Source organism: Brevundimonas sp. GW821-FHT02A10, assembly GCF_059422025.1.
In genome coordinates, this window is sequence record NZ_JBWKWC010000003.1 from 77,501 (window position 1) to 90,702 (window position 13,202).

Annotated in this window: 15 protein-coding genes; 12 read left to right on the top strand and 3 right to left on the bottom strand. The window is 67.2% G+C overall.

All coding sequences use genetic code 11. From position 1 onward, the window contains the following. Positions 1–42: 42 nt before the first annotated feature. Positions 43–1,617: a DEAD/DEAH box helicase gene (locus tag AC07U0_RS09905; RefSeq protein WP_494719860.1), complete on the bottom strand. Its 1,575-nt coding sequence runs from the start codon at positions 1,615–1,617 to the stop codon at positions 43–45. A 315-nt stretch (positions 1,618–1,932) separates the two neighbouring features. Here AC07U0_RS09905 and AC07U0_RS09910 point away from each other — a divergent pair, with 315 nt between their 5' ends. Further along, a complete protein-coding gene (locus AC07U0_RS09910) occupies positions 1,933–2,223 on the top strand; it encodes a hypothetical protein (RefSeq protein ID WP_494719861.1) in 291 nt (96 codons plus the stop codon). A gap of 4 nt (positions 2,224–2,227) precedes the next feature. On the opposite strand, the gene AC07U0_RS09915 is transcribed toward AC07U0_RS09910, so the two are convergent. Further along, a complete protein-coding gene (locus AC07U0_RS09915) occupies positions 2,228–2,791 on the bottom strand; it encodes a LabA-like NYN domain-containing protein (RefSeq protein WP_494719862.1) in 564 nt (187 codons plus the stop codon). Between AC07U0_RS09915 and folK the strand changes: the two genes are divergently transcribed. The 4 genes from folK (at position 2,790) to AC07U0_RS09935 (ending at position 6,680) form a co-directional block, all read left to right on the top strand. After that, positions 2,790–3,356 (top strand): 2-amino-4-hydroxy-6-hydroxymethyldihydropteridine diphosphokinase, encoded by a 567-nt coding sequence (gene folK / locus AC07U0_RS09920; RefSeq protein ID WP_494719863.1) that lies wholly within the window; start codon positions 2,790–2,792, stop codon positions 3,354–3,356. The two genes, AC07U0_RS09915 and folK, sit on opposite strands and share 2 nt — an antisense overlap. A 113-nt stretch (positions 3,357–3,469) precedes the next feature. Continuing rightward, positions 3,470–3,883 carry a hypothetical protein gene (locus AC07U0_RS09925; protein WP_494719864.1) on the top strand — a complete coding sequence of 138 codons (414 nt, stop codon included), beginning with the start codon at positions 3,470–3,472 and terminating at the stop codon, positions 3,881–3,883. 146 nt (positions 3,884–4,029) lie between these two features. Beyond that, complete coding sequence (gene rpoZ, locus AC07U0_RS09930) at positions 4,030–4,389, top strand: DNA-directed RNA polymerase subunit omega (RefSeq protein WP_207931773.1); 360 nt, start codon at positions 4,030–4,032, stop codon at positions 4,387–4,389. Between the two features lie 194 nt (positions 4,390–4,583). Beyond that, positions 4,584–6,680, top strand: coding sequence for a RelA/SpoT family protein (locus tag AC07U0_RS09935; protein WP_494719865.1), 2,097 nt, complete (start codon positions 4,584–4,586; stop codon positions 6,678–6,680). Between the two features lie 19 nt (positions 6,681–6,699). Here AC07U0_RS09935 and AC07U0_RS09940 read toward each other — a convergent pair whose 3' ends face one another. Continuing rightward, on the bottom strand, positions 6,700–7,200 hold the full coding sequence (locus AC07U0_RS09940; protein ID WP_494719866.1) for a hypothetical protein: 501 nt from the start codon (positions 7,198–7,200) through the stop codon (positions 6,700–6,702). Positions 7,201–7,295: 95 nt separating this feature from the next. Between AC07U0_RS09940 and pyrE the strand changes: the two genes are divergently transcribed. From pyrE to AC07U0_RS09975, 7 genes are all read left to right on the top strand, one after another. Beyond that, positions 7,296–7,880: an orotate phosphoribosyltransferase gene (pyrE, locus tag AC07U0_RS09945; protein WP_492032938.1), complete on the top strand. Its 585-nt coding sequence runs from the start codon at positions 7,296–7,298 to the stop codon at positions 7,878–7,880. A 14-nt stretch (positions 7,881–7,894) separates the two neighbouring features. Next, on the top strand, positions 7,895–8,656 hold the full coding sequence (locus AC07U0_RS09950) for a pyridoxine 5'-phosphate synthase (protein ID WP_494719867.1): 762 nt from the start codon (positions 7,895–7,897) through the stop codon (positions 8,654–8,656). Then, the gene (acpS, locus tag AC07U0_RS09955) at positions 8,653–9,054 is read left to right on the top strand and encodes a holo-ACP synthase (RefSeq protein ID WP_494719868.1); all 402 of its coding nucleotides are present in this window, start codon (positions 8,653–8,655) and stop codon (positions 9,052–9,054) included. Before AC07U0_RS09950 ends, acpS begins: the two co-directional genes overlap by 4 nt. Positions 9,055–9,461: 407 nt before the next feature. Beyond that, complete coding sequence (gene lepB, locus AC07U0_RS09960) at positions 9,462–10,241, top strand: signal peptidase I (RefSeq protein WP_494720273.1); 780 nt, start codon at positions 9,462–9,464, stop codon at positions 10,239–10,241. After that, positions 10,241–10,954 (top strand): ribonuclease III, encoded by a 714-nt coding sequence (gene rnc, locus AC07U0_RS09965; RefSeq protein ID WP_494719869.1) that lies wholly within the window; start codon positions 10,241–10,243, stop codon positions 10,952–10,954. Before lepB ends, rnc begins: the two co-directional genes overlap by 1 nt. 5 nt (positions 10,955–10,959) lie before the next feature. Further along, complete coding sequence (gene era, locus AC07U0_RS09970; protein ID WP_494720274.1) at positions 10,960–11,910, top strand: GTPase Era; 951 nt, start codon at positions 10,960–10,962, stop codon at positions 11,908–11,910. A 28-nt stretch (positions 11,911–11,938) separates the two neighbouring features. Then, complete coding sequence (locus tag AC07U0_RS09975; RefSeq protein WP_494719870.1) at positions 11,939–13,201, top strand: serine hydrolase domain-containing protein; 1,263 nt, start codon at positions 11,939–11,941, stop codon at positions 13,199–13,201. Position 13,202 lies beyond the last annotated feature (1 nt).

Here is a 13,202-nt window from a genome sequence, read left to right on the forward strand (position 1 = left end):
CGAGTTAAGCGGAGCCGGAAAACGCCGATGTTCGTCCATTAATCAGGCGCGGACGGGAACCGGGCGACGCAGGAAGGCCGGAATGTCGGCGCCGAAGCCGGAGCCTTCCTTGGCAGGCGGCAGTTCGCGGTCCTTCGAGGCGCCCGGGCGGTCGGCCTGACGCAGCTTGGGTTCACGGGCCGGGCGGCTCTCGGCAGGAGCCTCAGCAGCGGCGGGCGCCGCGACCGGAGCGACGGCTTCCGCGACGGTTTCGACGGGAGCCGACTTGTCGCCGCCACGGGTGCGACGGCTGCGGGTGCGACGGGCAGGGGCTTCGTCGGTGGAGGCGACGGCTTCGACGGCCGGGGCGGCGACGGTCTCGACGACCTCGGCCTCGGCGGTCTTTTCAGTACGCGGCGCGCGGCCACGGCTGGAGCCCCGGCCTTCCGAGCGGCCTTCCGAACGATCGGCGGGCTTCGAGTCGCGACGGCCGCCGAGGGCGGACCAGTCGATGTCCAGCTTCAGCTCTTCGGGAGCCATCTTGATCAGCTTCAGGACCTTGTCCAGGCCCTTGTCGTCGGCCGGGGTCACGATCATGAAGGCCTGACCCTTCTTGCCGGCGCGGCCGGTGCGGCCGATGCGGTGGACGTAGTCGTCGGCGTGGTGCGAGACGTCGTAGTTGAAGACGTGGCTGACGTCCGGGATGTCCAGACCGCGCGCGGCGACGTCGGAGGCCACCAGGATCTTGAGCGCGCCTGAGCGGAAGTCCGCCAGGGTCTTCATGCGAAGGCTCTGGTCGAGATCGCCGTGGATCGGGGCGGCGTCGAAGCCGTGCGACTTAAGCGACTTGGCGACGACGTCGACTTCGGATTTGCGGTTGCAGAAGACGATGCCGTTGCGGACGTCCTCACGACCGACCAGCTCGCGCAGGGCGGCGCGCTTGGCCTTCGGGTCCGAGGTCGGGATGCGGACCAGATACTGGGTGATGGTGTCCGCGGTCTGGGCCGGGCGCGAGGCCTCGATCCGGGTCGGATCCTTCAGGAAGGCCTGGGTCAGACGGGTGATCTCGGGCGGCATGGTCGCCGAGAAGAACAGGGTCTGGCGCTTGGGCGGCGTCAGTTTGAAGATGCGCTCGATGTCCGGGATGAAGCCCATGTCCAGCATGCGGTCGGCTTCGTCGACGACCATCAGCTCGACGCCGGTCAGCAGCATCTTGCCGCGCTCGAACAGGTCCAGCAGGCGGCCGGGGGTCGCGATCAGGACGTCCACGCCCTTGTTCAGCGCGGCGACCTGGTCGCCCATGGAGACGCCGCCGATCAGCAGCACCCAGCTCAGTTTGGTGCCCTTGGCGTATTTCTCGAAGCTCATCGCGACCTGGTCGGCCAGTTCGCGGGTCGGGGCCAGGACGAGGGCGCGGGGCATACGGGCCCGGGCGCGGCCCTTGGACAGCTTGTCGATGAGGGGGAGGGTGAAGGCGGCGGTCTTGCCGGTGCCCGTCTGGGCGATGCCGAGCACGTCGCGGCCGGCGAGGGCCACGGGGATGGCCTGCGCCTGAATGGGGGTCGCGGTCGTATAGCCGGTATCGGCGACCGCCTGCAGGGTCGTGGGCGAAAGGCCCAGGTTTGCGAATTCTGTCATAGGTCCTTGGGAAGTCAGGTGGACGCCCAGCGTGGGCGTGCGTGCGATGCGCGGAACCGCCCCTCGGTGGGCGAGCGGGCGGCGCGGATTCGCCAGACCTGTCCCGAACGTGGGCCGCATATAGAAGCCCCCTCGCCAGAGTCAAGTATTCCGGGGATCGCAGGGCCTTTCCGCGCGTTCTCTGGACGAAGGTTGCAAATCCCGTTCGATGGACGATAGTTAACGCGGGGAAGGTACGAGGGCTTTGAAATGAAGCGCTTTTTGTGCGCTGCAATAGCAGCGGCTTGCGTGTGCGCATCACCGGCTTCAGCCGATGTGGCCGCCGCTTTCGGCAATACGGTCGTGTCCCACTATCCGGACGGCGGCTGGGTCAAGCACTGGTTCAACCGCGACGGCAGCTATTCGGCCGAATTCTCGGACGGGCGGCGGATCACCGCCACCTGGCGGGTCGAGGGCAACCGGGTCTGCCTGAACGGCATCCGGCCATCCTTCATGATGATCTCGCGCTTCTGTTCGCCGATGATCGAGGCCGGCGTCGGCGAGCGCTGGGCGTCCCGGGACCCCCTGGGCCGCCGGGTCCAGAACGAGCTGCTGCGCGGGCGATAGGGTCCTAGTCCTCGAACGTGCGAACCGAAGGGGAGGGCGAGGCGCTCTTCGGCCGGGTCCAGTCGTCAAGCTTGTCGGTCAGGTCGATATAGTCGTCGGCCTGACGCCGTAGCTCGTCGGCGATCATCGGCGGCTGGCTTTTCGTCGTGGAGACGACGGTGACCCGCACGCCTTTCGCCTGCACCGCCTGGACCAGCCGGCGGAAGTCGCCGTCGCCCGAGAACAGCACCATGTGATCGAGGTGCGGGGCCATCTCCAGCATGTCCACCGCGATCTCGATGTCCATGTTGCCCTTGGTCTTCGTGTGCCCCTGGGCGTCCGTGAACCGCTTGACCGGCTTGGTCACGACCGAGAAGCCGTTGTAGCCCAGCCAGTCGACAAGAGGGCGGATCGGAGAGAACTCTTCGCCCTCGACCACGGCCGTGTAATAATAGGCCCGAACAAGGACGGCCTTTTCGCGGAACGACCCGAGAAGTTTTCGGAAATCCAGATCGACGTTCAGCGCCCTGGCTGCCGAGTAGAGATTGGCCCCGTCGATGAACAGGGCGATGCGATCGGACGGGTACATGGAAGGCTCCAGCGCAATATCGACCACGGCCGGCAGAGGCGTCAGCGTCAATATGGACGCCGACCTCGACCTGGACGGAGCCGTCATCGTCGCCCTGGGGTGCAATGACAAGGGGGTCTGGCCGTCGTGCCGCGACGCGCTGGAAGCGGCGCTGACGCGGTTCCGCTCCGAGGGCATCGATGTCGTGGCGAAGTCGTCCTGGTGGAGTTCGCAGGCCTGGCCCGACCCGACCGATCCGCCGTTCCTGAACGGGGTCGCGATCGTCACCACAGCGCTGGATCCTCACGCCCTGATGTCGGCGTTGGGGCGGATCGAGGAATGTTTCGGCCGCCAGCGCACCGTGCCCAATGCGCCGCGCACCCTGGATCTGGACCTGATCGCCTACGGACGCGAGCGCGGCGACTGCGACGGCCTGATCGTGCCGCATCCGCGCGCGGCCGACCGGCTGTTCGTCATGGGGCCCCTGGCCGAGATCGCGCCGGACTGGCGTCACCCGGGCGGCGGCTTCGCCAAGGCCCTGGCGATGACGGCGACCGTGGGCCTGGATGCGCGGCCCCTGTCCTGAGCGCCAACTCGCCTGACGGGAAATCGGCTTTGACAACTCCCGTTCGCGCTGAATAACGTCAAGCTTGTCGCCCACCCTTGGTATTTGGGGGAAATGGTGGCGGGGGGACTTCAATGATTATCGTCTGGTCGGGCTGGGGCGCGCTTGTCGCCGTGTTTGTCGTCGTCGGCTTCTTTGTCGGCATTCCTCTGGGTGGGCTGATCTCGCCCGAACAGAACATCGGCATGGGTGTGGCCTTCATCACCAGCGGCCTGTTGGCCGGGGTGGGGAGCTTCTTCCTGGCCCGCAAGATCGAAAGCGGCGAAGCGCGCGCCTTCATCGATGAAAAGACCCAGCAGCGCATCGTGGTGCGCAAGAGCGCCGGGTCGCTGTTCTTCATCCCGACCCGCTACTGGGCCTATGTCGCGCCGGTGCTGGGCATTCTGTTCGCGGTCCTCGTGATGATGAACCCGTCCTCGCCGGAGACCGGGACGGCAGCGGCGAGCGTTCAGGCGGCGCCCGCCTCGGGGTCCGCGCCCACCGCCTGAGACCCTCGCGCGGGTCGGGATCGGGACGACAATCGTCGCCCGGGTTGATCCGCGACGTCCGCCGCCTCACAATCGCCCCTCTGGCGTTGCACAAATCCGTGCATAGCTGTATTGGGCGCGGTTCTCCCGCCGCACGAGGATTCTTGATGGCTCGCGTCACTGTCGAAGACTGCATCCAAAAGGTGCCGAACCGCTTTGGTCTGGTTCTGCTGGCCGGCAACCGCGCCCGCGCCATCGCCAACGGCGCCGCCCTGACCCTGGATCGCGACAACGACAAGAACCCGGTCGTCGCCCTGCGCGAGATCGCGGACGAAACCGTCCTGCCGGCCGAGCTGATGGAGACCGTCGTGGTCGCCCTGCAGCGCGTCGACGAGCGTACGGAAGCTGAGGACGAAGCGGAAATCGTCGGCCTGCTGGCTGAGCCGCAACACATGAACATGGCCGAGCAGGAGCTGATCCGCGCTCTGCAGAGCGACCGGGACGGCGGGCAGGAGGAACGGTACTGACGGCGGAACCCGCCAACGGTATCACGATCCTCCCGGCGCGGGCCGGCAAGTCCCCGCCGCAGACGAATGTCGCCAATAACAACGACCCTGTTTCGCCGTCGGAGCCCGCTCCGGCGGCGAAACGCGTTCCGATCCTGCGCCAGTTCGAGCTGATCGAGGCGGTCAAGGCCTATGACCCCACCGCCGACGAGGCGATGCTCAACAAGGCCTATGTCTATGCGATGAAGATGCACGGCTCGCAGCTGCGGGCCTCGGGCGACCCGTATTTCGGCCATCCGATCCAGGTCGCGGGCATCCTGACCGACTACCGGCTGGACACGGCCACCATCGTCACCGCCCTGCTGCACGACGTGGTCGAGGACACCTCGGCGACGCGCGACGACATCGCGGCCATGTTCGGCGAGGAGATCGCCGTCCTGGTCGAGGGCGTGACCAAGCTGTCGCGGCTGGAGCTGCAGGCTGAGCACACCCGCCAGGCCGAGAACCTGCGGAAATTCATTCTGGCCATCAGCCGCGACGTGCGCGTGCTTCTGGTCAAGCTGGCCGACCGTCTGCACAACATGCGGACGCTCCAGTATGTGAAGCCGGAGAAGCGCGAGCGGATCTCCAGAGAGACGCTCGAAGTCTATGCGCCGCTGGGCCGGTCGATCGGCATCCATTCGATCGCCTCCGAGCTGGAAGAGCTGGCGTTCGAGCACATCAATCCGACCGCGCGCACGGCCATCGAGCGCCGTCTGGAAGCGCTCAAGCTGGAGCACGGCCGCGCCATCGAGGGCGTCTCGACCGAGGTCGAGCGGGTGCTGTCCGAGGCCGGCATCGCGGGCGCCCATGTGTTCGGTCGCCAGAAGACGCCCTATTCGATCTGGAGGAAGCTGCAGCGCAAGACGGTGGGCTTCTCGTCCCTGTCGGATATCTACGGCTTCCGGGTGATCGTGCCGTTCGAGGACGACTGCTACCGCGCGCTGGGCGTCATCCACCGCGCCTGGCCGATGGTGCCCGAGCGGTTCAAGGACTTCATCTCGACGCCCAAGTCGAACAACTACCGCTCGCTGCACACCACGGTGGTCGGGCCGGGGGGTCTGCGCATCGAGATGCAGATCCGCACCGAGGCCATGGACCGGGTCGCCGAGGACGGGGTCGCGGCGCACTGGGCCTACAAGAACAAGTCCTACGGCTTCGACAAGGAAGGCATGCAGGCCGAGGGCGGGCGCGACCCGCTGCAGAACCTGCGCCACCTCGTTCAGGTGATCGAGCACGGCGAGGGCGGCGAGGACTGGGTCGAGCACGCCAAGCTGGAGATGTACCTGGATCAGGTCTTCGTCTTCACGCCCAAGGGCCGGCTGATCACCCTGCCGCGCGGCGGCATGGCCCTGGACTTCGCCTATGCCGTCCACACCGAGGTCGGCGATACGGCCGCCGGGGTCAAGATCAACGGCGAACTGAAGCCGATGCGCACGCCGCTGCAGAACGGCGACGTGGTCGAGATCATCCGCGGCGCCAAGCGCGAGGCGCCCGCCGACTGGCGCAGCCTGACGGTCACCGGTCGGGCCCGGTCGGCGATCCGTCGCCATATCCGCGGGGCCGAGCGCGAGGAGTTCCTGCGTCTGGGCCGCGTGACCCTGGAACAGACCATCGCCAAGGCGGGCAAGTCGATCGAGGACGTCTCGTTGAAGCCGGTGCTGGAAGTGCTGGCCGTGGCCAATGAGGCCGATCTGTTCGAGGCCATCGGGCGGGGTCGCATCTCGCCGGTCAAGGTCGCCGAGACCCTGTTCCCGGCCCTGATGGGCAAGATCAAGCCGGCCCAGCAGCGCAAGCCCATCCAGGACGCCCGCGCCCGGCTGTTCGTGCGCGGCGGCGGCCTGACCCCCGGCGTCAGCGTCCATTTCGGCCAGTGCTGCACCCCTCTGCCCGGCGACCGCATCGTCGGCATCCTGGAGAAGGACAAGGGGCTGACCGTCCACACCATCGACTGTCAGAAGCTGGCCGAGTTCGCCGATGACGACAGCGTCTGGCAGGACCTGCAGTGGACGCCCCAGGCTGAACAGAGCGCGGTCGGCGTCGCCCGTCTGCGCGCCACGGTCCGCAACGGCGTCGGCGTGCTGGGCCAGGTGACCACCCTGATCGGCGAGGCGGGCGGCAATATCCGCAACCTGTCCCTGACCCATCGCCAGCAGGACTTTTTCGACCTGAATTTCGACGTCGAGGTCGAGGACGCCAAACACGCCACCATGATCATGGCGGCCCTTCGCACCAATCCGTCCGTCGACACGGTGGAGCGGGTGAGGGGCTAGGCGTCGATCAGCTTTCCGGTCAGCTCTCTGGTCGGGGCATGTGGATCACGTGCCGTCGGAAATTGATGCAGTTGCCGCTCAGGGCGTTGGTCAGGACGAAGGCGATCGGCATGCCGGGCTCGACGTCCAGCACCACGTCAGCGGTGAATCCTCGCGTCTTCAGGAAGGCCGCCGCGTCTTGCGCCGCGGCCGCCGGATCGTCGGCGACCAGACCGATGCAGCCGGTGGCTCCGCCGACCTTGCGCACCACCTCGGGCGACGAATGGTTGATGATGGTCCCGTCCATCAGGATCGTGCGGCTGACGCCGGGCGTATTGGCCTGAAGCCGTTCCTTCAATCCGTGTTGCTCCAGCAGGGCGACAACCGCGTCGCGCCCCTCGACGGACGACGCAGCGAAGATGCGCGAACCCGGATCGGGAAAGGGCAGGGGATTGCGTCCCGTCGCCAGCAGGAAAGACCAGACCGTCAATCCGATGAGATAGACGCCGACGACGATCAGCAGCCATTTGGGCACGCGCATCTCGGTCTCCTCGTTTGGATCAATTGGGCTCCATGTAACGTCGTTTGGCAAGTGGTGAGTTGCACCGTCAGGGGGCAGGGATTAATCGCTCCGCTATGAACACCGAAGACGTCCTCAACGAGTTCCGAGCCGCCGGCGCACTGCGCGAGGGGCATTTCGTCCTGTCCTCCGGCCTGCACAGCCCGGTCTTCCTGCAGAAGAACCTGGTCTTCATGCACGCCGACCGCTGCGAGCGGCTGTGCAAGGCCCTGGCCGAGAAGATCGTCGCCACCGTCGGCCCGGTCGACGTGGCCATCTCGCCCGCCGTGGGCGGCATCATTCCCGGCTATGAGACGGCGCGGCACCTGAAGGTCGCCTCGCTGTACGTCGAGCGCGAAGGGGGCGCCTTCAAACTGCGTCGCGGCTTCCAGATCGAGCCCGGACAGAAGGTGGTGATGGTCGAGGACATCGTCACGACCGGCCTGAGCTCGCGCGAATGCATCGCGGCCATCAAGGAAGCCGGCGGCGACGTGGTCGCGGCGGCCTGTATCGTCGACCGTTCGGGCGGCCGCGCCGATGTCGGCGTGCCCCTGATCGCGCTGGCGACCCTGGACGTGCCCGCCTATCACGCCGACGAACTGCCCGCCGACCTCGCCGCCATTCCGGTGCAGGACCCGGGCAGCCGGCGGCTGGCCAAGTAGGGATCGCAGCGCAGGTGCTCAGGCTCGGCGTCAATATCGACCACGTCGCGACCGTCCGGAACGCGCGCGGCGGCCTGTATCCCGATCCGGTGCGGGCGGCGCGCGAGGCGCTGGCGGCCGGGGCCGACGGCATCACGGCCCACCTGCGTGAAGATCGTCGCCATATCTCCGACGCCGACATCGACGCCCTGGCCGTGGTGCTGCGCGACGAGGCGCGTCCGTTGAACCTCGAGATGGCGGTGACCCAGGAGATGCTCGACATCGCCCTGCATCACCGGCCTCACGCCGTCTGTCTGGTGCCCGAGAAGCGCGAGGAGCGCACGACCGAGGGCGGGCTGGATGTGGCCGGCGGCCACAACTGGATCGCCCCCTTCGTCGGCCAGCTGAAGGCGGCGGGATCGCGGGTGTCCCTGTTCATCGGCGCCGATCCGCTGCAGATCGAGGCCGCGCACCGCACGGGCGCCCAGGTGGTCGAGCTGCACACCGGCGCTTTCTGCGACGCCTTCCGCGATGGCCATGAGGCCGAGGCCGCCGAGCATCTGGCCGCGCTCACGGCGGGCGCCGCGCTCGCCGCCGATCTGGGGCTGGAGGTCCATGCGGGCCACGGCATCGACTATGAGACGGTCAAGCCGGTCGCGGCCATTCCGCAGATCATGGAGCTGAACATCGGTCACTTCCTGATCGGGGAGGCGATCTTCGTCGGCCTGGGCCCCGCCATTGCCCGGATGCGCGCCCTGATGGATGAGGCCCGATCAGAGGTTGGGGCGGTCGCGTGATCATCGGGGTCGGCGCGGACCTCTGCGACATCCGCCGGATCCAGGAATCGCTCGACCGCTTCGGCGACCGGTTCAAGAACCGCTGCTTCACCGAGATCGAACGAACCCGCTCGGACCGCAAGCCGGACGCGGCCTGGAGCTACGCCAAACGGTTCGCGGCCAAGGAGGCCTGCGCCAAGGCGCTGGGCACCGGGATGCGCCGCGATGTCTACTGGAAGGACATGGGGGTGGTGAACCAGCGCAGCGGCCAGCCGACCCTCCAACTGACGGGTCCGGCCGCCGATCATCTGGTGCGGCTGACGCCCCCGGGCCACACAGCGAAAATCCACCTCACGCTCAGCGACGAACACCCGTATGCACTCGCCTTCGTGGTGATCGAGGCCTTGCCGCTGTCGTAATCAGGCTATAGTGCGGCCTTCATGCGCCGCGCGAAGCGGTCGGGGATCAGGCCTACTCAACGATGAGCGAAGAACACAAGCCGCACGAGCCTGAAACGCCGGAAGCCGGTGTGGACGCCGAAGCGACTCCGACTGTTGAAACCGCTGAAGAAACGGCGGCGGAAGCCGATTCTCACGCCGTCGTCGAAGCCGCCGCCCCCGAGGACGAAATCGTCTCCACCGAAGCGCCCGTCGACGCGCAGATCGTCGACGAGCCGGTGATTCTCGAACCGACCCCGGGCGAGACCGACCCCGGCGTCCTGTCGGTGATGCCGGTCGCCGCCGCCGCCGCCGAAAAGCGTCCGATCTGGAGCGACCACGGCGACGCCCCGTTCGAAGACGATCCCATCGCCGCCAAGAAGGAAAAGATGCCCAAGGCCGCCCGCGTCGACGACCCTGAAGAACGCTCCGCCGGCAGTGAAGGCGTGGAGATCGTCAAGACGGTCGTCTTCGCCCTGCTGATCGCCTTCGTCCTGCGGGTGCTGCTGTTCCAGCCCTTCACCATCCCGTCTGCCTCGATGGAGCCCAACCTCTACGAGGGCGACTACATCGTCGTGTCCAAGTGGTCGTACGGCTATTCGAAATATTCCAGCGGCCTGCCGATCAACCTTCCGATCGGGGACGGTCGGGTCTTCGGCCGCGCGCCGAACCGCGGCGATATCGTCGTGTTCAAACTGCCGCGCGACAACAAGACCGACTACATCAAGCGGGTGATCGGCCTGCCGGGCGACAAGATCCAGATGATCGCCAACAAGCTGTACATCAACGGCACGCCGGTTCAGGACGCCGTGGTGTCCAGCACCGAGGTCGCCGACGCCTGGGGCGCACGCGCCGCTACCGAGGCCCGCGAGACCCTGCCCAACGGCAAGAACTTCATGACCCAGGACTTCGGTCCGGGCGGCGATCTGGACGACACCCCGGTCTATGAGGTGCCGTCGGGCTACTACTTCATGATGGGCGACAACCGCGACAACTCGATCGACAGCCGCGTCGAACAGTCCTCCGGCGTGGGCTTCGTCCCGGCCGAGAACCTCGTCGGCAAGGCCCAGATCATCATGTTCTCGTGGAAGCCGGGCGCCAGCCTGTGGAACCCGGTCAGCTGGTTCTCGAAGATCCGGCCCAGCCGCTTCTTCCACCTTCTCGACTGATGGCGAATTCAAGGACAGAGGCGGTGGCCGAACTGGTCCGCCGGCTCGGTCACGATTTTCGCGACCCGCGTCTGCTTGACCGGGCCCTGACCCACGCCAGCGTGGGCGAGGGCGTCGCCCCGCAGACCTCGAAAGCCCCGCGCGACAACGAGCGGATGGAGTTCCTGGGCGACCGGGTCCTTGGCCTGCTGGTCGCCGACCGGCTGCACGCCGACTTCCCCGAGGCCGACGAGGGCCAGTTGTCCTCGCGTCTGCACACCCTGGTCGACAAGCACGCCTGCGGCCGCGTCGGGGCTGCGCTGGGCATCGGCGACGCCGTGCGGCTGTCGCCGGGCGAGACCAAGTCGGGCGGCCGCCGCAAGGAGGGCGTCATCGCCGACGCCATGGAGGCCGTTCTGGCGGCCGTCTATCTGGACGGCGGTCTGGACGCCGCCCGCAAGGTCTTCGAACGCGCCTGGGCCGAGGAACTGGCCCGTCCGCCCGAACGCGCCACGGCCAATCCCAAGTCCGCGCTCCAGGAATGGTCGCAAGGGCAGGGACGGCCCCTGCCGACCTATGAGATCACCGGCCGTTCCGGCTCGGACCATGCCCCCACCTTCACCGTCCAGGTGTCGGTGGCGGGGTTAGAACCCATATCCGCTCCCGGACGCTCGCGTCAGGATGCGGAAAAGGCCGCCGCGACGGCCATGCTGCAACGAGAAGGCGTCATTTGACCGATATCACCGAACTGAACCCCAATTCCAAAGCCGGCTTTGCGGCCATCATCGGCGCGCCCAATGCGGGCAAGTCGACGCTGGTCAACCGGCTGACGGGGTCAAAGGTCTCGATCGTTACCCAGAAGGTGCAGACGACGCGCTTTCCGGTCCGCGGCATCGCCATCCAGGGCGACGCCCAGATCGTGCTGGTCGACACGCCCGGAATCTTCACCCCGCGCCGCCGTCTGGACCGGGCCATGGTCGCCTCGGCCTGGGGCGGGGCCTCGGACGCCGACGTCGTGGTCCATCTGATCGACGCCCCGTCGCACATCGCCTCGGAAGGCAAGGACGGCACGCCCGCCGACCGCAAGTCCGCCGAGGACACCGAGACCATCATCGAGAACCTGAAGGCCTCGGGCTCCAAGGTCATCCTGGGCCTCAACAAGATCGACGGCATGCGCCGCGACACCCTGCTGGCCCTGTCGCACCAGCTGTTCGAAACCGGGGTCTATTCCGAGGTCTATATGATCTCCGCCGAGACCGGCGACGGCGTGGACGACCTGAAGTCGCGTCTGGCCATGTCGATGCCGGCGGGGCCGTGGCTCTATCCCGAGGACCAGAGCGCCGATGTGCCGATCCGGGTGCTGGCCGCCGAAATCACCCGCGAGAAGGTCTATCTGCGCGTCCACGAGGAGCTGCCCTATTCGGCGGCGGTGGAGACCACGGCCTTCGACGAAAAGGCCGACGGCTCGGCCCGTATCGAACAGACCATCTATGTCGAGCGCGAGAGCCAGCGCCCGATCATCCTGGGCAAGGGCGGCCAGACCCTGAAATGGATCGGCCAGAAGTCGCGCGAGGAACTGACGGAGCTGCTGGACCGGCCCGTCCATCTTTTCGTCACGGTGAAAGTCGATCCCAAGTGGCAGGACAGCCGGGCCCTCTATGCCCAGTTCGGTCTGGAGTACGACGTCTGATCCGACGTCCGGTTTTCAAGGTTCGCGTTTGTTTATCGTCCCAAAGACCGCCGGCGGCCCGCCCCGGCTGCTGATCGGCATTCTGGCCGTCATCGTCCTGGCGCTGCTCGTGACCGGGGGCGTGGTGCTGGCCCGGGGCCACGGCAAGCCCGAACGCGTCCATCAGCAGATCGCCCAGCTGCCGCTGCGCCCGCCGGTGGTCGTGGTCGAGGACCTGCCCAAGCTGAAGGCCGCGCTGGACGCCCAGCCGCGCTTCATGGGCGCCGTTCTGGTGGCGAAGGGCGACACCGTCCTGTTCCGTCAGGCCTATGGTCCCGCCGAGGTATCGAAGGGCGAGCGCGCGACCATCGAGACCCGCTATCGGCTGGCCTCGATCAGCAAACAGTTCACCGCCGCCGCCATCCTGAAGCTGCAGGATCAGGGCAAGCTGACCATCAATGACGCTGTTTGCAAATGGATCCAGCCGTGCCCGGCCGCCTGGGCGGGGATCAAGATCCACCACCTGCTGTCGCACACCTCGGGCATTCCCGACCTGATGGCGCGGCCCTACTGGGGCATGCGCCGGGTGACGCCGGCGACGCTGGCCGAGCTGACCGAGGACTCCAAACGCTTCCCGCTGCGGTTCGAGCCGGGGACCAAGGTCTCCTACGATAACGCCGGCTTCAACCTGGCCGCCGCCATCGTCGAGAAGGCCAGCGGCATGCCGTACGAAATCTATATGCAGACGGCGATCTTCGCGCCTCTGGGCATGGATCGCACCGGCCTCGGCGACGCCCCCGACGTGGCCATGGGCTATGCCAACTATCCGTCGGGGCTCGCGGCCCAGACCATTCCGAACGTCAGCATCGTGATCGGCGCCGGCGCCATCTATTCGACCCTGGACGACATGCTGGCCTGGGAGCGCGCCCTGCACCGGGGCCACGTCCTGACGCCCTTCAGCTACGGCCAGATGCTGGCCGACCACGCCCCCGCCGATACGCCCGACGAACGCGGCCGCACGCGCCGCACCTGGGGCTATGGCATCTTCACCAAGCGGCTGGGCGAAATGGTGTCGCCGTCGTTCGAGGACCTGCAGGTCTATCACACGGGCAGTTGGTCGGGCTTCCGCAACCTGATCACCTACCAGCCCGACGCCGATGTGACGGTGATCGTCCTGTCCAACAACTACCACCAGCGGGACCAGGTCTTCCTAATCGCCGAACAGGCCATGGCCGAGGCTCTGGGGCGTGAGTTTCCGAGGACGGGGTCGCCGGTTCGCGCGGCGACACGGTCGCCGGAGCGGGAAGAGTAGG